This is a genomic window from Streptomyces fuscichromogenes, assembly GCF_014645815.1.
In the GTDB taxonomy this organism is placed as follows: domain Bacteria; phylum Actinomycetota; class Actinomycetes; order Streptomycetales; family Streptomycetaceae; genus Streptomyces; species Streptomyces fuscichromogenes.
Map to the genome: position 1 here is coordinate 260199 of NZ_BMML01000002.1, position 23563 is coordinate 283761.

The following is a 23563-nucleotide window of genomic DNA, read 5'->3' on the forward strand; positions in this document are numbered from 1 at the left end:
ACGTGAGCGACAACTCTGTAGTACTGCGGTACGGCGACGGCGAGTACACCTACCCGGTGGTCGACAGCACCGTCGGTGACAAGGGCTTCGACATCGGGAAGCTCCGGGCCCAGACCGGTCTCGTGACGCTGGACAGCGGATACGGCAACACCGCCGCCTATAAATCCGCGATCACCTACCTCGACGGCGAGGCGGGCATCCTCCGGTACCGCGGCTACCCGATCGAGCAGCTGGCCGAGCGCTCCACCTTCCTTGAGGTGGCGTACCTGCTGATCAACGGTGAGCTGCCGACCGTGGACGAGCTCACCACGTTCAAGAGCGAGATCACGCGGCACACGCTGCTGCACGAGGACGTCAAGAACTTCTACCGGGGCTTCCCGCGTGACGCGCACCCGATGGCCATGCTGTCGTCGGTCGTCTCCGCGCTGTCCACCTTCTACCAGGACAGCCACAACCCGTTCGACGCGCAGCAGCGCGACCTGTCCACCATCCGGCTGCTCGCGAAGCTCCCGACGATCGCCGCCTACGCGTACAAGAAGTCGGTCGGCCACCCGTTCGTCTACCCGCGCAACGACCTCTCCTACGTGGAGAACTTCCTGCGCATGACGTTCTCGGTGCCGGCGCAGGACTACGACCTCGACCCGGTGGTCGTCTCGGCGCTCGACAAGCTGCTGATCCTGCACGCGGACCACGAGCAGAACTGTTCGACCTCCACGGTCCGCCTGGTGGGCTCGTCGCAGGCGAACATGTTCGCGTCGATCTCCGCGGGCATCTCCGCCCTCTGGGGCCCCCTGCACGGCGGCGCCAACCAGTCCGTCCTGGAGATGCTGGAGGGTATCCAGGCCAACGGCGGCGATGTCGACTCCTTCATCCGCAAGGTGAAGAACAAGGAGGACGGCGTCCGCCTGATGGGCTTCGGCCACCGGGTCTACAAGTCCTTCGACCCGCGCGCCAAGATCATCAAGTCCGCCGCGCACGACGTCCTCTCCGCCCTCGGCAAGTCCGACGAGCTGCTGGACATCGCGCTGAAGCTGGAGGAGCACGCGCTCTCCGACGACTACTTCGTCTCGCGCAACCTCTACCCGAACGTCGACTTCTACACCGGTCTGATCTACCGCGCCATGGGCTTCCCGACCGAGATGTTCACGGTCCTGTTCGCCCTCGGCCGACTGCCGGGCTGGATCGCCCAGTGGCAGGAAATGATCAAGGAGCCGGGTTCCCGCATCGGCCGCCCGCGCCAGATCTACACGGGCGTCGTCGAGCGAGACTTCGTGCCGGTCGAGGAGCGCTGAAGGCGCTAGCCGCACCGGCATAGCAGAAGGCGCCCTGGAGCGCCGGTCCCCCCACGGGCCGGCGACCAGGGCGCCTTCCCGTGTCCCGGTGCGGATTCCCCCCACGGGATCCGGCCGGGCGCTCGGTACGGCAGCGCCTGAATCGCTGCTTTGAGCACAACGAGCAGAACTCGCCGTACTGCATCCAGTGATGCGGTGCGATCTGCCGGGACCCGCACGGCACGGGAGGGCCGCTCAAAGCTTCCCGTCGTACGTGCCCCGGCAACGCATCTCTGAGGAAGTCCCCCAAGACATCCCCAGATGCCAGGTCAGCGCCCCCCAAGACGCTTCTCTGACATCGCCAACTTAGACCGTCGAAGCCCTTCGATGGTTACGTTCACACCACTGTGATCTGCGTCTCTTGCATCCATCCGTGAGATGCGCAAGAGCCCCGATACGGTGATCGGAGCTCAAGCGTAAGGATGGTGCGCGAGCCTTGTGAAGAGCTTATGTGAGGTGCGCGTTGGACTCCAGGGGGACTCCTACATCCACTGGGGCGAACCGCCGGTAACTTTCACCGGAAGGTGCGCAGCCGCAGGCTGTTGGTCACCACGAACACCGACGAGAAGGCCATCGCGGCGCCCGCGATCATCGGATTGAGGAGTCCGGCGGCGGCCAGCGGGAGCGCGGCCACGTTGTAGCCGAAGGCCCACACGAGGTTGCCCTTGATGGTGGCGAGGGTCCGCCGGGACAGCCGGATCGCGTCCGCCGCCACCCGCAGGTCCCCGCGCACCAGGGTCAGGTCACCGGCCTCGATCGCCGCGTCCGTCCCGGTGCCCATGGCGAGGCCGAGGTCCGCGGTGGCCAGCGCGGCCGCGTCGTTGACCCCGTCGCCGACCATGGCGACCGTCCGCCCCTCGCGCTGCAGCCGTCGTACGACGTCCGCCTTGTCCTCGGGCAGCACCTCGGCGACGACCTCGGTGATGCCCACCGCCTCGGCGACCGACTCGGCCACCACCCGGTTGTCGCCGGTCAGCAGGACCGGCCTCAGCCCGAGCGCGCGCAGCTCGCGGACCGCCTCGGCGCTGGTCTCCTTCACCGTGTCGGCGACGGCCAGGACGCCCCGGGCCCGCCCGTCCCACCCGGCCAGGACGGCCGTGCGCCCCTTCTGCTCGGCCCGGGAGCGGGCCCGGACCAACTCCTCGGGCACCACGTCGAAGAGGCGTCCCACGGCCACCTGGCGGCCGTCCACCCGCCCGCGCACGCCCCGTCCGGGGACGTTCTCGAAGTCCTCGACCGCGGGCAGCGCCCCGACCCGTTCCCCGGCCCCCGCGGCGATCGCCCGCGCGACCGGATGCTCCGAGGCGTGTTCGAGGGCGCCCGCGAGCCGCAGCACCTCGTCCTCGTCGGCGCCCTCGGCGGCGTACACCTCCTGGAGGCTCATCCGCCCGGTGGTCACCGTCCCCGTCTTGTCCAGGACGACGGTGTCGACCCGGCGCGTGGACTCCAGCACCTCGGGACCCTTGATGAGGATGCCGAGCTGCGCGCCCCGCCCGGTGCCGACCATCAGCGCGGTCGGCGTGGCCAGGCCCAGGGCGCACGGGCAGGCGATGATCAGGACGGCGACGGCGGCCGTGAACGCGGCGGCCGGGTCCCCGGTGACGCCGAGCCAGACCCCGAAGGTGCCGAGCGCGATCAGGATGACGACCGGGACGAAGACGGCGGAGACCCGGTCGGCCAGGCGCTGCACCTCGGCCTTGCCGTTCTGCGCGTCCTCCACCAGCTTCGCCATCCGCGCGAGCTGCGTGTCGGCGCCCACCCGGGTCGCCTCGACGACCAGCCGCCCGCCCGCGTTGACGGTCGCGCCGGTGACGGTGTCGCCGACGGTCACGTCCACCGGCACGGACTCGCCGGTCAGCATCGACGCGTCCACCGCGGACGTCCCCTCGACCACGGTCCCGTCGGTAGCCACCTTCTCCCCGGGCCGTACGACGAAGCGGTCGCCGACCGCCAGCGACGCCACCGGGACCCGCACCTCGCGGCCGCCCCGCAGCACCGCCACGTCCCTGGCGCCCAGCTCCAGCAGCGCCCGCAGGGCGGCCCCCGCGCGCCGCTTGGAACGCGCCTCCAGATAGCGGCCGAGCAGGATCAGCGCGACGACCCCGGAGGCGACCTCCAGATAGATCGTGGACGCGCCGTCCATGCGGGCGACGGTGAACCGGAACTCGTCGTGCATCCCCGGCATGCCCGCGTCGCCGAAGAACAGCGCCCACAGCGACCAGCCGAACGCGGCCAGCGTGCCGACCGAGACCAGGGTGTCCATGGTCGCGGCGCCGTGCCGGGCGTTGGTCCAGGCGGCCTGGTGGAACTGCAGGCCGCCCCAGACGACGACGGGCGCGGCGAGGGTCAGCGACAGCCACTGCCAGTTGTCGAACTGGAGCGCCGGGACCATCGCGAGCAGCACGACCGGGGCGGCCAGCAGGGCGGAGACCAGCAGGCGGTGGCGGAGGGCGGCGAGCTCGGGATCCGGCGCGGCCTCGGCCTCCCGCTCCGGCTCCGGTGCCGGCGGCGCGGGTTCCTCGGCCGTGTACCCGGTCTTCACGACCGTGGCGATCAGGTCGGCGACCTGAACCCCCTGGGGGTATGTGACCCTGGCCTTCTCGGTCGCGTAGTTCACGGTGGCGGTGACGCCGTCCATGCGGTTGAGCTTCTTCTCGACCCGTGCGGCGCAGGAGGCGCAGGTCATGCCCCCGATCAGCAGCTCGACCTCGGCGTCGGCGGCCGGGCGCGGCGGGGCTATCGGTGTCTGTGCGGTGCTGGTGGTGGTGCTGGTCGTCATGTCCGGACTCCAGACAACGGACCGGACCGCACGGAGCCAGTATCAGCTGGTCGGCACGGCCCGGCGGAGAGATGTGCTTCCGTCGTACGTACTACTGGTGCGGGTCTGCTGGTGCCGGTCTTTCGCGGCGCTGCGGTGCTCGGGTCAGGCGCGGCCGACGAGCTCGAAGCCCGCCTCGTCGACGGCGGCGCGGACCGCCTCGTCGTCGAGCGGGGTCGCGGAGACCACCGTGACCTCGCCGCTGGCCGCCACGGCCGTCACCGAGCCGACGCCGGGGAGCGCGGAGAGCTCGGCGGAGACGGAACCCTCGCAGTGTCCGCAGCTCATGCCGGTCACCTTGTAGACGGCGGTCACGGAGCCGGCGGTTTCGGTCTGGGCGGTCATGTCGTTCTCCTCGTCGAGGCGGGTGGGGCCGATGGGGCCCACGAGGGAACCCCACTCTCGTCACACTATACCCCTAGGGGGTATTTCTCCAAGAGGTGTCCCGGCGCGCCAGCGACTGCACCCAGGCGACCCCGAGCAGGGAGACGAGTACCAGCAGGCCGACCGAGAACACCGTGAAGAGGTGCTCCTGGGTCGCGCTGGGCCGCGGGATGTACCCCTCGGCGAACAGCCGCCGCTCCGGTCCGGTGCCCGCCAGGCGGGCCACCAGCCAGATCGCGATGCCGTGCGCGGAGTCCCACAGGGTGTGCAGCAGGGCGACCCCGAAATAGGCGGCGACGACCGGGGAGGTGAGGCGGAAGCGGCCGTTCGGGCGGCGGAAGGAGAGCAGGACGGCACCGGCGACCGCCGTCCACAGGCCGTGCCCGAAGGGGGCCAGCACGCCGCGCAGGGTCTCCGTCTCGATCAGCGCCCGCAGGTCGATGCCCTCGGTGGAGACCGCCGCGTCGAACGCGTACCCGGCGCTCTCCAGGGCCGCGAAGCCGAAGCCGACCGCGGCGCCGAGCACCAGCCCGGCCCGCAGGCCCCGGATCCCGGGCAGCCGGCGCAGCGTGAACACCAGCGCGCCCAGCTTCACGGCCTCCTCGATCAGGCCGACGCAGACGAACATCCCCCAGGAGGGGCGGACGAGGTAGGACTCCATCACCGAGGCGCCCAGCACCCCGAGCGTGCCTCCGGTCAGGAAGCAGCCGAGGATCGCGCTGACCCCGAGGTCGCGGCCGTGCCGCTCGTACGCCCAGAGCACGAAGACGACCGGGACGAGGAAGCTGCCCAGCAGGATGAGGGTCGGCAGCAGCGTGGTGTTCCGCGTCGCGTACGTGACCACCGCGGTCAGCGCCCACAGGGTGAGCCCACCGCCCAGGCAGCGCTTCCACAGACCGGTGCGGATGCGGGGGTACGGCGGTGGCGGCTGCTGCGGACCGGGGATCCGGGCCTGCGGCCGGCGGGGCTGCGGAGAGTGGGTCACGGCGGGTCCCCTTGTGCTCCTGCGGGCGCGGGTGGCGCAGGCCGGATCGGGCTGTTTACCGGCACTTTAGGCATATGTGCGGTATGTCGCAGTGCGGGTGACGCGGTGGAGTGGCCGGGCGTCCGCCGTGCGTGTGACGGGCGGACGGCGCGGCCACGCCCTGCCGTGGACCGCTCCGGGCATCTCCCGGAGTGCCGGACGGCGCCCCGAGAACACGGCACGGGGTCCGGTCGCAGCGCCTACCCTTCCCGGAGTCGTCCGAAGGGAATGCGCATGCGAGCCGTCGTCTTCGACCACTACGCCACCCTCGCCGAGATACGGGACGTCCCCGACCCCCGCCCGGCCCCGCACGGGGTCGTCGTCCGGGTGGAGGCCACCGGCCTGTGCCGAAGCGACTGGCACGGCTGGACGGGCCACCTCCAGGGCATCACGCTCCCGCACGTGCCGGGCCACGAACTGGTCGGCGTGGTCGAGGAGTCCGGCGCCGCGGTGACCGCCTGGCACCCCGGCGACCGGGTCACCGTCCCGTTCGTCTGCGCCTGCGGCGGCTGCCCGTCCTGCGTCGCCGGCGACCAGCAGGTCTGCGAGCGCCAGACCCAGCCCGGCTTCACGCACTGGGGGTCCTTCGCCCAGTACGTGGCGCTGGACCACGCCGACGTGAACCTGGTGGCGGTCCCCGACGGCATGTCGTACACCACCGCCGCCTCCCTGGGCTGCCGCTTCGCCACCGCCTTCCGCGCGGTGGTGCAGCAGGGCCGGGTCGCCGCGGGGGAGTGGGTGGCGGTGTACGGCTGCGGCGGCGTGGGCCTGTCGGCGGTGATGATCGCGGCGGCGTCCGGGGCGCGGGTGGTCGCGGTCGACGTGTCGCCCCAGGCCCTGGACCTGGCGAGGAGGTTCGGCGCGGCGCACGGCGTGGACGCGACCGACACCGCCGACCCGGCGGCGGCGGTCCGCGAGCTGACCTCCGGCGGCGCCCACCTCTCCCTGGACGCCCTCGGCTCACCCGCCGCCGCGGCCGCCTCGGTCAACTCCCTGCGCCGGCGCGGCCGGCACGTCCAGGTGGGTCTGCTGCCGTCCCCGGACGGCAACACCGCGGTGCCGCTGGCCCGCGCGATCGCCCTGGAGCTGGAACTCCTCGGCAGCCACGGCATGGCGGCCCACGCCTATCCCGCGATGCTCGGCCTGGTCCGCGCGGGCGTCCTGCGCCCCGACCTCCTGGTCACCTCCACCATCGCCCTGGACGCGGCCCCGGCGGCGCTGGCGGCGATGGGCGGGGCGCGGGCGGCGGGGGTGACGGTCATCGAGCCGTGGGCCTGACGGATCAGATGTCTCTGCGCCCGCGGTTGCCCGGCCGGGAGGCGACCCAGGCACGGACCGTGTCCGCGTACCAGTAGGGCTTGCCGCCCTCGACGTGGTCCGGCGGCGGGAGCAGTCCGTGCTTGCGGTAGGAGCGGACGGTGTCCGGCTGCACCCGGATGTGCGCCGCGATCTCCTTGTAGGACCAGAGCCGTCGGTCGGTCATGAGATGCACCTCCCTGCGCGCACCGCGGGGGCGACCGGAGTCGGTCGTCGGGGGAGCCGGGCGCTGCGCTGGCGATCACAAAGCCTGCGCCCGGTGAACGACGGAGAGTGACCGACGGCAAGCGGCTGTGGACCGGGTGTGACGGAGAGCCCGCGTATGCGCGACATGTGTGACACAAGGGGGGAGTTTGTGACACAGCTGCTGCACAGGCGTCTGCCGGTTCGTCGGCGGGGCGTGTTGACATCCGCGGGAACGGAGGGGCTGCACCGCCCGGCGAGATCCCTCACCCTCTCGTCCGAATGTCCGGACAAACCATTGACACGACCTGCCGTCCCGGACTACAAACCACGGGAGAGCCATGACGAAGGGAAGCCGATGGCGTACGACCTGATCACCATGGGGCGGATCGGGGTGGATCTCTATCCGCTCCAGACCGGAGTCCCGCTCGCCCAGGTGTCGTCCTTCGGCAAGTTCCTCGGCGGGTCGGCGACGAACGTGGCCGTCGCGGCCGCCCGCCTCGGCCGCAGCACCGCCGTCATCACCCGCACCGGCGCGGACGCCTTCGGCGCCTACCTGCACGAGGCCCTCCAGGGCTTCGGCGTCGACGACCGCTGGGTCACCCCGGTCCCCGGCCTGAACACCCCCGTCACGTTCTGCGAGATCTTCCCGCCGGACGACTTCCCGCTGTACTTCTACCGTCAGCCCAAGGCCCCGGACCTGGAGATCGACGCCCACGAGCTGGACCTCGACGCCGTCCGCGACGCCCGGATCTTCTGGGTCACCGGCACCGGCCTGAGCGAGGAGCCCAGCCGCACCGCGACCCTCGCGGCCCTCGCGCACCGCGCCAAGGCGGGCACGACGGTCTTCGACCTCGACTGGCGTCCCATGTTCTGGCAGGACCCGGAAGCGGCCCGCCCCTTCTACGCCGAGGCCCTCAAGCACACCACCGTCGCCGTCGGCAACCTCGACGAGGTGGAGGTCGCCACCGGGGTGCGCGAGCCGCAGGCCGCCGCGCAGGCCCTCCTCGACGCCGGAGTCGAGATCGCCGTCGTCAAGCAGGGACCCAAGGGCGTCCTCGCCGTCCACCGCGACGGCGAGTCCGCCGAGGTCCCGCCGCTGCCCGTGAACGTCCTCAACGGCCTCGGCGCCGGAGACGCCTTCGGCGGCTCCCTCTGCCACGGCCTCCTCGCGGGCTGGGACCTGGAGAAGATCATGCGGCACGCCAACGCGGCCGGCGCCATCGTCGCCTCCCGTCTGGAGTGCTCCTCCGCGATGCCGACCACCGCGGAGATCGACGCCGCGCTCGCCGCCGGAGCGGTGCTGTGAGGGCCGGCCGCGTCACGGGCGCGCACCCCGTCGACGTCGACGGCGACGGCGCCGCCGTCAAGCAGACGTCCGTGGACATCTCCGCGCTCGTCCACACCCGCACCCACCACCCCGAGGCCATCGCCGAGGCGGCCACCCGCCGCGTCCGCCGTCCGCTCCTCAACGAGGACGGCAAGCTGATGATCGTCGCCGCCGACCACCCGGCCCGCGGCGCCCTCGGCGTGGGCGGCGACAAGCTCGCCATGGCCAACCGGGCGGAGCTGCTGGAACGCCTCTGCCTGGCGCTGTCCCGGCCCGGCGTCGACGGCGTCCTCGCCACCGCCGACATCCTCGACGACCTGCTCCTGCTCGGCGTCCTCGACGGCAAGGTCGTCATGGGCTCGATGAACCGGGGCGGGCTGCAGGGCGCCTCCTTCGAGCTCGACGACCGGTTCACCGGCCACCGCGCCGAGGACATACAGCGCCTCGGGTTCGACGCCGGCAAGCTGCTGCTCCGCATCGACTACGACGACCCGGGGTCCCTGACCACCCTGGAGTCCACCGCCCGCGCGATCGACGACATGGCCGCACGCCGACTGCCGGTCTTCGTCGAGCCGTTCATCAGCCGCCGCACCCCCGAGGGCAAGGTCAGGAACGACCTGTCCCCGGAGGCGGTCACCAGGTCCATCGCCATCGCCTCGGGCCTCGGCGGGAGTTCGGCCTACACCTGGCTGAAGGTGCCGGTCACCGACAACCCCGACGACATGGCCCAGGTCATGGAGACGTCCACGCTGCCGGCCGTGCTGCTGGGCGGCGAAGTGGGCGATGACCAGGACGGCGCGTACGAGAAGTGGCGCAGCGCCCTGCAACTCCCCACCGTGCGCGGCCTGGTGGTCGGCCGCTCGCTGCTGTACCCGGCGGACGGCGACGTGGCCGCCGCCGTGGACACCGCCGTAGGACTGCTGTGAGGGCCTGATGACGACGAACGAGCTGCACCTGAGCAAGGGTTCGACCGCGAACGCCCAGTACGTGCTCGACATCGACCCCAAGCGGGCCGGTTGGGCGCACAGCAGCCTGAGGATCGTCGAACTGGCCCCTGGTGGAACGCATTTGTTCACCACCGGGGACAGCGAATGGATCGTGCTTCCGCTGCAGGGCGGTTGTACGGTGCGAACAGAGGGAACCGAGTTCCAGATCCTGGGCCGGGAGAGCGTGTTCAGCGGAGTCTCGGACTTCGTGTACGTGCCCCGGGACGCCCAGGTCCAGATCGCCTCCGGCGCGGGAGGCCGCTTCGCCCTGGCAGGAGCGAAGTGCGAGCGACGACTCCCCGCCCGCTACGGCCCCGCGCCGGAGGTCCCCGTCGAAGACCGCGGCAGCGGCACCGCCGCCCGGCAGGTGCGCAACTTCGCCTCCGCGGACGCGTTCGACTGCGACAAGCTCATCGCCGTGGAGGTCGTCACCCCCGGCGGCAACTGGTCCTCGTACCCGTCGCACAAGCACGACGAGTACCGGCCCGGCGAGGAGTCGGAGCTGGAGGAGATCTACTACTTCGAGATCGACGGCGCGAACGGATTCGGGTACCAGCGCGTATTCCCCTCCCGTGAGGGCGGTACGGACGTCCTCGCCGAGGTCCGCTCCGGCGACGCCGTGCTCGTTCCCGACGGATGGCACGGCCCGTCGATCGCGCAGCCCGGGCACGACATGTACTACCTGAACGTCATGGCGGGGCCGGGTGAGACGCGGGAGTGGCGGATCTGCTTCCACCCGGACCATACGGAGGGTTACCGATGACGATTCGGTCGACCGTCGCGCAAGCGCTTGTCCGCTTCCTCGCCGTCCAGTTCACCGAGCGGGACGGCGAGCGCCGCCGCCTCATCGGCGCCACCTGGGGCATCTTCGGCCACGGCAACGTGGCCGGCCTCGGCCAGGCGCTCCTGGAGCACGCGGACGACATGCCGTACCACCAGGGCCGCAACGAACAGGCCATGGTGCACGCGGCAGTCGGCTACGCGCGTCAATCGAACCGGCTCGCCACGCACGCGGTCACCACCTCCATCGGCCCCGGCGCCACCAACCTGGTCACCGGCGCCGCCCTCGCCACCATCAACCACCTCCCGGTCCTGCTGCTCCCCGGCGACGTGTTCGCCACCCGCCCCGCCGACCCGGTCCTGCAGCAGCTCGAAGTCCCGTACGCGGCCGACGTGTCGGTCAACGACTGCCTGCGTCCGGTGTCGAGGTTCTTCGACCGGATCAACCGCCCCGAGCAGCTGATCCCCTCGGCCCTCGCCGCCATGCGCGTCCTCACCGACCCGGTCGAGACCGGCGCCGTCACCCTCGCGCTCCCACAGGACGTGCAGGCCGAGGCGTACGACTGGCCGGAGGAGTTCTTCGCCGAGCGGGTCTGGACGGTCCGGCGACCCGCCGCCGACCCGGCCGAACTCGCCGCCGCGGCACGGGAGATCAGGACCGCCGGGCGCCCCCTCGTGATCGCCGGCGGCGGGGTCCACCACAGCCGCGCCGAGACCGTCCTCGCCGAGTTCGCCGCGGCCACCCGCATCCCGGTCGCCTCGACCCAGGCCGGCAAGGGCTCCCTGCGCTGGGACCACCCGCAGGACGTCGGCGGCGTCGGCCACACCGGCACCGCCACCGCCGACGAACTCGCCCGCACCGCCGACCTGGTGATCGGCGTCGGCACCCGCTACACCGACTTCACCACGGCCTCCGGCACCCTCTTCGAGAACCCGGACGTCCGCTTCCTCAACCTCAACATCGCCCCGTACGACGGTCACAAACTCGCCGGCCTGCCCCTGGTCGCCGACGCCCGCGGCGCCCTCGCGGAGCTGACGAAGGCCCTGGCCGGCCACCGCACCGCCGACTCGTACGTCACCGAGTACACCGAGGACAAGGAGCGCTGGGAGCAGCGCGTCGACGCCTGCTACGAGGCCGACGAGCCCGACGTCCGGCCGACCCAGTCGCAGGTCCTCGGCGCCCTGGACGCGCTGGTCGACGAGACGGACGTACTGGTCAACGCGGCCGGCTCGCTCCCCGGCGACCTGCACCGGCTCTGGCGGGCCCGCTCGCGCGACCAGTACCACCTGGAGTACGGCTACTCGTGCATGGGCTACGAGATACCGGCCGCCATCGGGGTGAAACTCGCGGCGCCGGAGCGCAACGTGTGGGCGCTGGTCGGCGACGGCACGTATCTGATGATGCCGACCGAGATCGTCACCGCCGTCCAGGAGGGGATAGCCGTCAAGGTGCTGCTGGTGCAGAACCACGGGTACGCCTCCATCGGCGGCCTCTCCGAGTCGGTGGGCGGCGAGCGGTTCGGCACCGCGTACCGCTTCCCCTCGGACGACGGCACCTTCACGGGCGCCCCGCTCCCCGTCGACCTGGCCGCCAACGCCGCCAGCCTCGGTATGCGCGTGCTGCGCGCGAAGACTGTCCGGGACCTGCGCGCGGCGCTCGCCGAGGCGCGGGCCGCCGACACTCCCACATGTGTCTACGTGGAGACCGAAACGGCCGACACTGTGTCGGGCCCGCCTCCCGCGCAGGCCTGGTGGGATGTACCTGTGGCCGCGACCGCGACCCGATCCGCCGCGGTCAAGGCACGTGAGCTCTACGAACGGCACGTCTCCACCCGACGCCGCCATCTGTGAAGGAGTAACCGGTCATGACGAAGATCGTCAACCACTGGATCGGCGGCAAGTCCGTCGAAGGCACGTCGGGCAACTTCGGGCCGGTCACCGACCCGGCCACCGGCGCGGTCACCACGAAGGTCGCGTTCGCGTCGGTCGACGAGGTCGACGCCGCGGTGGCCACCGCCAAGGACGCGTACCTGTCCTGGGGCCAGTCCTCGCTGGCCAAGCGCACCGAGATCCTGTTCCGCTTCCGCGCCCTGCTCGACGCCAACCGGGACGCGATCGCCGAGCTGATCACCGCCGAGCACGGCAAGGTGCACAGCGACGCCCTCGGCGAGGTGGCCCGCGGCCTGGAGATCGTGGACCTGGCCTGTGGCATCAACGTTCAGCTGAAGGGCGAGCTGTCCACGCAGGTCGCGTCCCGCGTGGACGTCTCCTCGATCCGCCAGCCGCTCGGCGTCGTCGCGGGCATCACGCCGTTCAACTTCCCGGCGATGGTCCCGATGTGGATGTTCCCGATCGCCATCGCGACCGGCAACACCTTCGTCCTGAAGCCGTCCGAGAAGGACCCGTCGGCCTCGATCAAGATCGCCGAGCTGCTGGCCGAGGCCGGGCTGCCCGACGGCGTCTTCAACGTCGTGCACGGTGACAAGGTGGCCGTGGACCGGCTCCTGGAGCACCCGGACGTCAAGGCCGTCTCCTTCGTCGGCTCGACGCCGATCGCCCGCTACATCCACACCACCGCCGCCGCCAACCACAAGCGCGTCCAGGCGCTGGGCGGCGCCAAGAACCACATGCTGGTCCTGCCGGACGCCGACCTGGACTCGGCGGCCGACGCGGCCGTCTCCGCCGCCTACGGCTCGGCGGGCGAGCGCTGCATGGCCATCTCGGCCGTGGTCGCCGTCGGCGCGATCGGCGACGAGCTGGTGGAGAAGATCCGCGAGCGCGCCGAGAAGATCAAGATCGGCCCCGGCAACGACCCGGCCTCCGAGATGGGCCCGCTGATCACGGCCGTGCACCGCGACAAGGTGGCCTCCTACGTCTCCGGCGCCGCCGCCGAGGGCTGCGAGGTCGTGCTCGACGGCACCGGCTACACGGTCGAGGGCTTCGAGGACGGGCACTGGATCGGCATCTCGCTGCTCGACAAGGTGCCCACGTCCGCGAAGGCCTACCAGGACGAGATCTTCGGCCCGGTCCTGTGCGTCCTGCGCGTGGACACCTACGAGGAGGGCGTGGCGCTGATCAACGCCTCCCCCTTCGGCAACGGCACCGCGATCTTCACCCGGGACGGCGGCGCGGCCCGCCGCTTCCAGCTGGAGATCGAGGCCGGCATGGTCGGCGTGAACGTCCCGATCCCGGTCCCCGTCGGCTACCACTCCTTCGGTGGCTGGAAGGACTCGCTCTTCGGCGACCACCACATCTACGGCAACGACGGCACGCACTTCTACACCCGCGGCAAGGTCGTCACCACCCGCTGGCCCGACCCGTCCGAGGCACCCTCGGGCGTCGACCTGGGCTTCCCGCGCAACCACTGAGCGTCACCGCCTGACCCCGTCGGGGCCGTCCGGATACCGGACGGCCCCGACTTTTTTTACCGGCGGTGCTGCGGTTCTCGTTTTCGGGGATGAAACGGGTGACTTAAGTTCTTTGCGTTCATGACCTTCGAAAACAAGGTCATGGAGAGAAAAATATTGATGATTACCTCATCCAGCCGCTCGACCCTAAGAAAGCGATGTGGATGACATTGCTTTACGGGTGCGGAATCCGAAGGTAAACGGCCATTGACGCAATGGTTTTCGTCGGGGTTCCATGCAGCACAGCCCAACCGCCGGAGGCATCCGCCAGAGTCGATCGGAACCGCCGCATGACCGACACGCTCCGCCCTGTCGAAACCGCCCTCACCGAGGCGTCCGACAGTCCCAAGACGCTCAAGCGCTCCATCGGAGTGGTCGGCGGCACCCTGCTCACCCTCTCCTGCGTCACACCGGCCTCCACGCTCTTCGTGGTCGTCCCCGACCTGTTCGGCTCCCTGGGCACGGCCACCGCCCTCACGATCGCCATCGGGTCCCTCCTCTGCATCGCCGTGGCGTTCTGCTACTCGGAGCTGGGCACCCTGATACCCAGCGCGGGCGGCGAGTACGCGATGGTCTCCACGCTGGCGGGCCGCCTGACCGGCTGGCTGGTCTTCGTGCTGTCGCTGCTGGTGGTCATGATCGTGCCGCCGGTGATCGCGATGGGCACGGCCGACTACCTGTCCCCGATCGTCCACCTGGACCCGGCCATGACCGGCGCCGGCGTGATGCTCCTCGCGACCCTCGCGGGCCTCCTGGACCTGCGCGCCAACGCCTGGATCACCGGCATCTTCCTGGTCCTGGAGGTCATCGCGGCGGGCGTGGTGGCGGTCCTCGGCTTCTCCCACAGCCACCGCGGCATCGGCAGCCTCACCTCCATGCAGGTCGCGGACACGGGCGGCCACGCCACCACCGTCACCGCGATGCTCGTCGTCTCCGGGCTGGCCATCGCCCTCTTCGTCACCCAGGGCTTCTCGACCGCGGTCTACCTCTCCGAGGAACTGGAGAACCCGCGCCGCAACGTCGCCCGTACGGTCCTGGCCACCCTCGCCATCTCCACGGTGATCATCCTCGTCCCGGTCGCCGCGATCACCATGGGCGCGACCGACCTCAAGGCCCTCACCGGCGGCGACATCAGCTCCATGGTCACGGCCTGGTCCAACTCCGCGGTCGGCACCTTCGTCAGCCTCTGCGTGGCCCTCGCGATCATCAACGCGGGCATCGTCATGGTCATCCAGAACTCCCGCGTGCTGTTCGCCTCCGCCCGCGACAAGGCGTGGCCGGCACCGGTCAACGGCGCCCTCTCCCGCCTCGGCCGCTTCGGCTCCCCCTGGGTCGCCACCCTCGCCGTCGGCGTCCCCGGCGCCCTGCTCTGCTTCGTCAACCTCGACACCCTGTACGGCGTGACGGGCGTCTCGGTGACCGGCATGTACCTCCTGGTCGCGGTCGCCGCCCTGCTCTCCCGCCGAGGCCACCACAAGCACACCCCCGCCTGGCGGATGCCCCTCTGGCCGGCGATGCCGATCCTCCTCATCGCCGTCCTCGCCTACATCCTCACCCAGCAGGAGACGACCTACCTCCTCTGGACCGGCGGCATCACCGCCGCAGCCACCCTCTACTGGGCCCTCTACCTCCACCCCCGCAAGGAAACCCACTGGGTGGTCTCCCTCCCGGAGGACACCCAGGCTTAAAGCAGGGCGACTACAGCGCCCCGCCAGGAGCGCGGGGAACTGCGCGACCGGCCCCCACCGGCCCGCGGGGTTCCACCGGCCGCTTCGGCACCTTGTGAACGCCGGGGAGGGCCGCTGACCCCAGGGGCGCGAGGAACTGCGCGATCGGCCCCCAGCGGCCGGTCCGGGACCGCCGGACTCTGCCGCCGTGGTTGATCGCCGTTGCGGTCGGCTGGGGTGGGTGGCGGTGTGTTGTGAGTGCCGGGGAGGGCCGCTGACCCCAGGGGCGTGGGGAACTGCGCGACCGGCCCCCACCGGCCCGCGGGGTTCCACCGGCCGCTTTGGCGGCGTCGGTGTACCGCGGGCGAAGTACATGGCAATGGGACCGTACTCCTCGGGGATGGCCCGGGGTTCACCCCACCGTCGGCATCGGACGTCCGTCCCGCCCCGTACCGTTGAAGCATGGATCTTCGACCCCCAGGCCTACGAGCGCTGCTTCGGCGGCCGCGACGGCTCCTGCCCGCCGCGGCCGCCGTCGTCGTGCTCGTCGGCGCCGGCACGTGGACGGCCGTCGCCTCCGACGACCCGAGCCCGGTGCACCGCACCGACAAGGTCATGGCGGTGGACGGGGTACATCTCGACACCTCGTACTTCACCACGCCCGGCACCGGCCGACGCCCCGCGGTCCTCCTCGCCCACGGCTTCGGCGGCAGCAAGGACGACATGCGCGCCGAGGCCGAGGACCTCGCCCGCGACGGCTACGCGGTCCTCACCTGGTCCGCCCGCGGCTTCGGCAGGTCCACCGGCAAGATCGGCCTCAACGACCCGAAGGGCGAGGTCGCCGACGTCTCCAAGCTCATCGACTGGCTGGCGGAACAGCCCCAGGTGCAGCTCGACAAACCCGGCGACCCCCGCGTCGGCATGGCGGGCGGCTCGTACGGCGGCGCGATCTCCCTGCTCACCGCCGCCTACGACGACCGCGTGGACGCCATCGCCCCGTCCATCACGTACTGGAACCTCGCGGACGCCCTGTTCCCGGACGGCGTCTTCAAGAAGCTCTGGGCCGGGATCTTCTTCAACACCGGCGGCGGCTGCGCCAACTTCCAGCCCGAGCTGTGCGCGATGTACAACCGGGTCGCCGAGTCGGGCAGGCCGGACGCCGCCGCGGTCAAGCTCCTCCAGGAGCGGTCACCGTCGGCGGTCGGCAGCCGCATCAAGGTGCCGACGCTGCTCTTCCAGGGCCAGACCGACTCCCTCTTCACGCTCTCCCAGTCGGACGCCGCGGCGAAGGCGATCAAGGCCAACGGCGCCCCCGTCGACGTCGACTGGATCGCCGGCGGCCACGACGGCGGCGATCTGGAGAGCAGCCGGGTCGAGGGACGGGTGACCTCGTGGTTCGACCGGTACCTGAAGGGTGACAAGGCCACCGACACCGGCCCGGCCTTCCGGATCACCCGCACCGGAGGCGTCGACTCCACCGACGGCGCCGCCCAGCTGCGCGGCGCGACCGCCGACAGCTACCCCGGCCTGGAGAGCGACCGGAAGGACATCGCCCTGCGCGGCGGCACCCAGCGCGTCGACAACCCGGCCGGCGCCAGCCCGCCCGGCGTCTCCGCGCTGCCCGGCCTCGGCGGCGCCGGCGGCCTCGCCCAGCTCTCCTCCCTCGGCGTCGGCATCTCCCTCGACTTCCCCGGCCAGTACGCCCGCTTCGAGTCGGCGCCCGTCACCGACACCGTGCAGATCACCGGCACCCCCACGGCCACCGTCCACATCACCTCCACCACCGACGACGCCGTGCTCTTCGGCAAGGTGTACGACGTCGGCCCGGACGGCACCCAGCAGGTGCTGCCGTCCCAGCTGGTCGCCCCGATCCGTGTCGAGGGCGCCAAGGCCGGCAAGGACGTCACCCTCACCCTCCCGGCCATCGACCACCAGGTGCAGAAGGGCCACCGGCTGCGCCTGGTCCTCGCCTCCACCGACCTCGGCTACGCCTCCCCGGCCGCCCCGGCCACCTACACCGTCGCCCTCAAGGGCGCCCTGAGCGTGCCGACGGCACCCCGGGTGGACACGGCCGCCGCGCCGCTGCCCGCCTGGGTGTGGTGGCTGCCGCTGGCCGGCGCGCTCGCCGCACTGGCCCTGCTGCTCACCGGCCGCCGCCGCACCGCCACCCCGGCACCCGCCCCCGAACTGGCCGAAGTCCCGCTCCAGATAACGGACCTGAGCAAGCGCTACGCGGGTTCGACCGACCGCTACGCGGTCCGGGAGCTGTCCTTCCGCGTGGAGAGGGGCCAGGTGCTGGGGCTCCTCGGCCCCAACGGCGCGGGCAAGACCACGACCCTGCGCATGCTGATGGGCCTGATCAAGCCGGACGGCGGTGAGGTCCGGGTCTTCGGCCACGCCATCCGCCCCGGCGCGCCCGTCCTCTCCCGGGTCGGCGCCTTCGTCGAGGGCGCCGGCTTCCTCCCGCACCTGTCCGGCCGGGAGAACCTGGAGCTGTACTGGCGGGCCACCGGCCGCCCGCCCGAGGACGCGCACCTCGACGAGGCCCTGGAGATCGCCGGCCTCGGCGACGCGCTGGCCCGCGCGGTCCGCACGTACTCGCAGGGCATGCGGCAGCGCCTCGCCATCGCCCAGGCCATGCTCGGCCTGCCCGACCTGCTCATCCTCGACGAACCCACCAACGGCCTCGACCCGCCGCAGATCCGCGAGATGCGCGAGGTGATGATCCGGTACGCGGCCGCCGGCCGTACGGTGATCGTCTCCAGCCATCTGCTGGCCGAGGTCGAGCAGTCCTGCACCCACCTCGTGGTGATGGACCGCGGCCGGCTCGTCCAGGCCGGCCCGGTCGCCGAGATCATCGGCTCCGGCGACACCCTCCTGGTCGGCACCGGCACGCCCGTGCCGGAGCCGGTCGTGGAGAAGGTGGCCGCGCTGCCCGGCGTGGCCTCCGTGACCGGCACGGACGACGGCCTGCTGGTCCGCCTGGAGCCCGGCGCCGGCGCTCCGGACCTGGTCGCCGAACTCGTCCGGCTCGACGTGCCGGTGGCATCGGTCGGCCCGCACCGCCGTCTGGAAGACGCCTTCCTGACCCTGATCGGAGGTTCCGCATGAGCACGCTCACCGAGAAGTCCGCGGTGGCCTCCGGCTACCGGGCGGGCCGCACCCTGCCGCTCCGCGTCGAACTGGTCCGCCAGCTCAAGCGGCGCCGCACGCTGATGATGGGCGGCATCCTGGCCGTCCTGCCGTTCGTCCTGCTGATCGCGTTCGCGATCGGCGGCAGTCCGGGCGAACGCAACGGCCAGGTCACCCTCCTGGACACGGCCACCTCGTCCGGCGCCAACTTCGCCGCGGTCAACCTGTTCGTGTCGGCGGGCTTCCTGCTGGTCATCCCGGTCGCCCTGTTCTGCGGGGACACGGTCGCCTCCGAGGCCAGCTGGTCCTCCCTGCGCTACCTGCTCGCCGCACCCGTGCCGAGGGCCCGCCTGCTCTGGTCCAAGCTGGTCGTCGCGCTCGGCCTCAGCCTGGCCGCGATGATCCTGCTGCCGCTGGTCGCCCTGGCCGTCGGCACCGCCGCCTACGGCTGGGGCCCGCTCCAGATCCCCACCGGCGGCGCACTCGACACCGCCACCGCCACCCAGCGCCTCGCGGTCGTGATCGCGTACATCTTCCTGTCCCAACTGGTCACCGCGGGCCTGGCGTTCTGGCTGTCCACGAAGACCGACGCGCCGCTCGGCGCGGTCGGCGGCGCGGTCGGCCTGACCATCGTCGGCAACGTCCTGGACGCGGTCACCGCCCTCGGCCACTGGCGCGACTTCCTGCCCGCGCACTGGCAGTTCGCCTGGGCGGACGCCGTACAACCACATCTGGAGTGGTCCGGCATGATCCAGGGCACCGCGGTCTCGATAACGTACGCCCTGGTGCTGTTCGCCCTGGCCTTCCGGGGTTTCGCCCGCAAGGACGTGGTCTCCTAGGTCACCGGACGATCTCCCTCCGGCCTCGGCGCCCCTGGTCCGTGGCCGCTTCGAGATCCATCCGCAACGCATCGGGGCGCACGTTCCGGCCCCCTGCGCCGTCAGAGTCGACGACAAGTCAGGAAGTCGACTCCGACCGGCACAGGGGGCACACGCGATGGACCGACACCGGACCCGGCGACAGGCATGCGGGGCACTGCTCGCCCTCACCACCGCGGGCGCCCTGCTGCTGACGGGCTGCAGCGCGAACGAGAACCATGCCAACGGCCCCAACTACACGAGCGCCACCAGGGCTCCCGTCCCTTCCCCGGCCCGGGGCGACGAGACCGGCTCTCCCTCCGACCACCTCTCCACCTTTGCCCTCGACGTCGACACCGCCTCCTACGGCTACGCCCGCCGTACCCTCGCCGACGGCGGCCGCCCCGCCGCCTCGACCATCCGGCCCGAGGAGTTCGTCAACAGCTTCCGCCAGGACTACCGCACCCCCGAGCACAACGGCTTCACGGTCACCGTCGACGGCGCCCGCACCAGCAGGGCGGACTGGTCCCTGGTCCGGGTCGGTCTCACCACCCGTCCCGCCGACACCGACGCCCGCCCGCCGGCCGCCCTCACCTTCGTCATCGACGTCTCCGGCTCCATGGCCGAACCGGGCCGCCTCGACCTCGCCAAGAAGTCCCTGGACACGATGACCGACCGGCTGCGCGACGACGACTCGGTCGCGCTCGTCACCTTCAGCGAGCGCGCCGAGACGGTCCTGCCGATGACCCGCCTGGGCGGCCACCGCGCCGAGATCCACGACGCGGTCGACGGGCTGGCCGCGCTCTCCTCCACCAACCTCGGCGAGGGCGTCGAGACCGGATACGCCACCGCCGTCGAGGGCCTGCGCAAGGACGCCACCAACCGCGTCGTCCTCATCTCCGACGGCCTCGCCAACGACGGCGAGACCGACCCGAACGCCATCCTCAGGCGCATCGACGGCGACCGCCGCGAGTACGGCATCACCCTGTTCGGCGTGGGCGTGGGCAGCGACTACGGCGACGCCCTCATGGAACGCCTCGCCGACAAGGGCGACGGCCACACGGTGTACATCTCCGACACCGCGGCCGCCACCGACGTCTTCTGCCGCCAACTCCCGCAGAACATCGACCTGGTGGCCCGCGACGCCAAGGCCCAGGTGGCCTTCGACCCGCACACGGTCGCCGAGTTCCGGCTGATCGGCTACCAGGACCGCAGGGTCGCCGACAAGGACTTCCGCAACGACAGCGTCGACGGCGGCGAGATCGGCCCCGGCCACACGGTCACCGCCCTCTACGCCGTCCGCACCAAACCCGGCACCGACGGCCACCTCGCCACCGCCACGGTCCGCTGGCTGGACCCCGACACCCGTACCCCGCACGAGAACACGGGCTCGATGGAGACCGGCGCCCTGCACGACGACGTCTGGTCGGCCTCCCCGCGCTTCCAGGTGACGGCGGTGGCGGCGTACTTCGCGGACGCGCTGGCGGGCGGGGAGTACGACATGCCGGGAGCACCGAGCCTGACCAAGCTCCGGTCCCGGGCAGCCGCTCTGGCGGAGGTGACCGAGGACAAGGACGTAGCCGAACTTTCCACAGCGATCGGCGAGGCAGCGCCCCTTTAGGGGCGCGGGGCTGTACCCGTACTTGGCCGGCCGGGGCAAGGCCGAGGTCATCGAGGACGAGGCCGGGGTCGTGCGGGAGGCGCGCCGCCCGCCCCTCGCCGCCCCGCTCACGACCGGCTGTCCGTACGGAAGCTGCCGCCGGACACCCCGCTCGCCGAGCTGGTGCGCGACGACCGGATGCGGGCCGAGGTGCAGAAGGCGGTGGACCACGCCAACCAGGCCGTCTCCCGAGCCGAGTCGATCCGTGCGTTCGCCCTGGTGGAGGGCGAGTTCAGCGAGGACAACGGACTGCTCACGCCGTCCCTGAAGGTCAAGCGGCACGCGGTCACGGCCCGTTTCGCCGACGAGATCGAGGCGCTGTACCGCGGGTGAGCCGCGGGTGCGTCGCGGGTGAGCCGGGAGCGGGCCGGGGTGCGGCCGGCACGGCAAAGGCGGCGGGTCACCGGAAGAACCGGTGACCCGCCGCCCGCGGAGCGTCGGTACTACTGGTTGCCGGCGCCGTTCGCCGACAGGAGCGCGATGTCGTCGAGGATGTGCGACAGCGGCTCGTCGCCCTTGGCCTGGGTGGAGTTCTCGACGCACTGCTGGTTCTGCGGCGCGGACAGGATCGGCACGTCCTGGGCGATGCCGAGGGCGAGGGCACCGGCGATACCCTGGAGGTTGGCCTTGACCGGGAGGCCGATGCACGGCTTGTTCAGCGTGCCCTGAACCAGCGAGAGCTGCGGGCTCATGTCGCCGAACGTGGCCGAGTTGCCGAACTCCGACTTGGCGCCGTTGCCGCTGGCCGAGGTGGTGCCGTTGTCGTTGCCGGTGGCCAGGGCCTGCGGGGCGGCCACGGCGGCGAGACCGGCGACAGTGGCGGCGACGGCCGCGGTTGCCCACAGCTTCTTCATGTTCGTTCCCTTTCGAAAGGCGGACTCCGGGGAGGAGCTGCGTGATCGTCAACGGCCGCGGCCCCGCCGTGGTTGCGTGCTTTGCCCCGATCGGCGGAGCGCAGTCCGATCAGTCGACAAGCGCCCGTCCCGGACCGGGTGTACCGGAAAAGACACAGGCCGACGGGCCACCGGAAACCGGTGGCCCGCCGGCCTGGGCCCCTCGACAGGGGGCCTGGAGCGCGTCCGTACTACTTGTTGCCGGCGCCGTTCGCCGCGAGGACCGCGATGTCGTCGAGGATGTGCGACAGCGGCTCGTCGCCCTTGGCCTGGGTGGAGTTCTCGACGCACTGCTGGTTCTGCGGCGAGGACAGGATCGGCACGTCCTGGAGCACGCCGACGGCGCCGAGGCCGACCAGGCCCTGGAGGTTCAGCTTCGCCGGGAGGCCGATGCACGGCTTGTTGAAGGAGCCCTGGATCAGCGCCATCTGGGGGCTCATGTTGCCGTACGTGGCGGAGTTGCCGAACGCCTGCGAGGCGCCGTTGCCGCTGGCCGAGGTGGTGCCGTGGTCGTTGCCGGTGGCCAGGGCAGGCGAGGCGGCCGCTGCGGTGACGCCGACAACGGAGGCTGCGACAGCGGCGGCGGCCAGAACCTTCTTGATCACTTGTCAATTCCCTTCTGAGGACACCCCGTCGACCGGAGCGCTCTGGTCAACTGCCCGCGAACCCTTTGGTTGCTCCCCTTCACTCCAATGGCCCACAGTCCGGAAATCCCCGACCCCGCCGCCGGGCCCGGTTCCACAGGGGAATTCCGCACGGGGCACCGGCCCGAACGGGTGACGTACCGCGTCCCTGCCGCAACCATTTCGGGCGTGGGAGGTTGATGCCGGACAGGAACGTCCGTCTTGGCGTGAAGCCGGGAAAGGAAATAGCGAAATGCTGAAGAAGGCAATGGCCGCGGCGGCGGTCGCCGCGTCCGTCGTAGGTGTGTCGGCGGCGGCAGCCCCCCAGGCGCTTGCCACCGGTAACGACCACGGCACCACCTCCGCGAGCGGCAACGGCGCCCACGAGGCGTTCGGCAACGCGGTGACCAAGGGCAACATGAGCCCCCAGGCCACCCTGGTCGGGGGCTCGCTCAACAAGCTCTGTGTCGGCCTGCCCGCGAAGGTGAACGCCCAGGGCATCCTCGGTCTCATCGCCGCGGTCGGCATCGCGCAGGACGTGCCGATCCTGTCCGCGCCGCAGAACCAGCAGTGCGCCGAGAACTCCACCCAGGCCAAGGGCGACGAGCCGCTGTCGCACCTCGTGTCCGACATCTCGGCCCTGTCGGCGAACGGTGTCGCCAACAAGTGACCCCGGTTGCGTGAAATCCGCTCGGGTGACGACGTGTGCTCATGCGCTGTCGCCCGAGCGGATTTCGTCTTTCTAGAAGAATCGTTTCCTTCCCGCTGCGTCAAATCCATGAAGGCGATCGAGTGAATTCGCGGACGGCGCGCGTTCCGTAGTTTCCTCGTCGCCTATTCCTCGTTCTACAGCCTGCCGGTCATGGTGCGAGCCGTTCATGCTGTGCTCGCTCGGTTTCGGCCGTCATACGGGCATGACCGCAGAGAAGGGAAAGTTCATGAAGAAGACCGCTGCTGTCGTCGCCGGCACGCTCCTGGCCCTGGGCGGTGCCGCCCCCGCCTTCGCGGACGCCGGTGCCCAGGGTGCCGCCGTCAAGTCCCCGGGCGTCCTGTCCGGCAACGTGATCCAGATCCCGGTCCACGTGCCGATCAACCTCTGCGGCAACAGCATCGACGTCATCGCGCTGCTGAACCCGACGTTCGGCAACACCTGCGTCAACGGCTGAGGGCA

At 71.3% G+C, this 23563-nt stretch carries 19 protein-coding genes and 1 pseudogene; 14 read left to right on the forward strand and 6 right to left on the reverse strand.

Annotated features, from left to right (window positions below):
- Positions 1-2: 2 nt before the first annotated feature.
- Positions 3-1292, forward strand: coding sequence for a citrate synthase (locus IEZ11_RS04975; protein WP_189261337.1), 1290 nt, complete (start codon positions 3-5; stop codon positions 1290-1292).
- A 553-nt stretch (positions 1293-1845) separates the two neighbouring features.
- On the opposite strand, the gene IEZ11_RS04980 is transcribed toward IEZ11_RS04975, so the two are convergent.
- The 3 genes from IEZ11_RS04980 to IEZ11_RS04990 form a co-directional block, all read right to left on the reverse strand.
- Positions 1846-4110, reverse strand: coding sequence for a heavy metal translocating P-type ATPase (locus IEZ11_RS04980; protein ID WP_189261338.1), 2265 nt, complete (start codon positions 4108-4110; stop codon positions 1846-1848).
- Between the two features lie 144 nt (positions 4111-4254).
- A complete protein-coding gene (locus IEZ11_RS04985; protein WP_189261339.1) occupies positions 4255-4494 on the reverse strand; it encodes a heavy-metal-associated domain-containing protein in 240 nt (79 codons plus the stop codon).
- A gap of 73 nt (positions 4495-4567) precedes the next feature.
- Positions 4568-5518, reverse strand: a complete 951-nt coding sequence (locus IEZ11_RS04990; protein ID WP_189261340.1) for a PrsW family intramembrane metalloprotease — start codon at positions 5516-5518, stop codon at positions 4568-4570.
- A gap of 273 nt (positions 5519-5791) precedes the next feature.
- On the opposite strand from IEZ11_RS04990, the gene IEZ11_RS04995 reads away from it, so the two are divergent.
- Complete coding sequence (locus IEZ11_RS04995) at positions 5792-6835, forward strand: zinc-dependent alcohol dehydrogenase family protein (RefSeq protein ID WP_189261341.1); 1044 nt, start codon at positions 5792-5794, stop codon at positions 6833-6835.
- 4 nt (positions 6836-6839) lie between these two features.
- On the opposite strand, the gene IEZ11_RS05000 is transcribed toward IEZ11_RS04995, so the two are convergent.
- A complete protein-coding gene (locus IEZ11_RS05000; protein WP_189261342.1) occupies positions 6840-7040 on the reverse strand; it encodes a helix-turn-helix transcriptional regulator in 201 nt (66 codons plus the stop codon).
- A 375-nt stretch (positions 7041-7415) separates the two neighbouring features.
- Between IEZ11_RS05000 and iolC the strand changes: the two genes are divergently transcribed.
- The 10 genes and pseudogenes from iolC to IEZ11_RS05050 all read left to right on the forward strand — a co-directional run.
- Positions 7416-8366, forward strand: a complete 951-nt coding sequence (gene iolC, locus IEZ11_RS05005; protein WP_189261343.1) for a 5-dehydro-2-deoxygluconokinase — start codon at positions 7416-7418, stop codon at positions 8364-8366.
- 71 nt (positions 8367-8437) lie between these two features.
- Positions 8438-9313: a Cgl0159 family (beta/alpha)8-fold protein gene (locus IEZ11_RS05010; protein ID WP_189261729.1), complete on the forward strand. Its 876-nt coding sequence runs from the start codon at positions 8438-8440 to the stop codon at positions 9311-9313.
- Positions 9314-9320: 7 nt separating this feature from the next.
- A complete protein-coding gene (gene iolB, locus IEZ11_RS05015) occupies positions 9321-10136 on the forward strand; it encodes a 5-deoxy-glucuronate isomerase (RefSeq protein ID WP_189261344.1) in 816 nt (271 codons plus the stop codon).
- Positions 10133-12004, forward strand: coding sequence for a 3D-(3,5/4)-trihydroxycyclohexane-1,2-dione acylhydrolase (decyclizing) (gene iolD, locus IEZ11_RS05020; protein WP_189261345.1), 1872 nt, complete (start codon positions 10133-10135; stop codon positions 12002-12004). Before iolB ends, iolD begins: the two co-directional genes overlap by 4 nt.
- A gap of 14 nt (positions 12005-12018) precedes the next feature.
- A complete protein-coding gene (gene mmsA, locus IEZ11_RS05025; protein WP_189261346.1) occupies positions 12019-13521 on the forward strand; it encodes a CoA-acylating methylmalonate-semialdehyde dehydrogenase in 1503 nt (500 codons plus the stop codon).
- Between the two features lie 329 nt (positions 13522-13850).
- On the forward strand, positions 13851-15248 hold the full coding sequence (locus IEZ11_RS05030; protein WP_189261347.1) for an APC family permease: 1398 nt from the start codon (positions 13851-13853) through the stop codon (positions 15246-15248).
- 441 nt (positions 15249-15689) lie between these two features.
- Positions 15690-18338: a CocE/NonD family hydrolase gene (locus tag IEZ11_RS05035; protein ID WP_189261348.1), complete on the forward strand. Its 2649-nt coding sequence runs from the start codon at positions 15690-15692 to the stop codon at positions 18336-18338.
- Positions 18335-19198, forward strand: a complete 864-nt coding sequence (locus IEZ11_RS05040) for an ABC transporter permease (protein ID WP_189261349.1) — start codon at positions 18335-18337, stop codon at positions 19196-19198. Before IEZ11_RS05035 ends, IEZ11_RS05040 begins: the two co-directional genes overlap by 4 nt.
- Before the next feature lie 157 nt (positions 19199-19355).
- Positions 19356-20837, forward strand: coding sequence for a vWA domain-containing protein (locus tag IEZ11_RS05045; protein WP_189261350.1), 1482 nt, complete (start codon positions 19356-19358; stop codon positions 20835-20837).
- A gap of 117 nt (positions 20838-20954) precedes the next feature.
- Positions 20955-21209: pseudogene (locus tag IEZ11_RS05050) on the forward strand (long-chain fatty acid--CoA ligase); the annotation flags it as partial.
- A gap of 110 nt (positions 21210-21319) precedes the next feature.
- On the opposite strand, the gene IEZ11_RS05055 reads toward IEZ11_RS05050, so the two are convergent.
- Positions 21320-21730, reverse strand: coding sequence for a rodlin (locus IEZ11_RS05055; protein WP_189261351.1), 411 nt, complete (start codon positions 21728-21730; stop codon positions 21320-21322).
- A gap of 230 nt (positions 21731-21960) precedes the next feature.
- Positions 21961-22374, reverse strand: a complete 414-nt coding sequence (locus IEZ11_RS05060) for a rodlin (RefSeq protein ID WP_189261352.1) — start codon at positions 22372-22374, stop codon at positions 21961-21963.
- A gap of 271 nt (positions 22375-22645) precedes the next feature.
- Between IEZ11_RS05060 and IEZ11_RS05065 the strand changes: the two genes are divergently transcribed.
- Both IEZ11_RS05065 and IEZ11_RS05070 read left to right on the forward strand, forming a co-directional pair.
- The gene (locus IEZ11_RS05065; protein WP_189261353.1) at positions 22646-23062 is read left to right on the forward strand and encodes a rodlin; all 417 of its coding nucleotides are present in this window, start codon (positions 22646-22648) and stop codon (positions 23060-23062) included.
- A 244-nt stretch (positions 23063-23306) separates the two neighbouring features.
- Entirely contained in the window at positions 23307-23558 is a 252-nt protein-coding gene (locus IEZ11_RS05070; RefSeq protein WP_229712808.1) for a chaplin, read from the forward strand.
- Positions 23559-23563 lie beyond the last annotated feature (5 nt).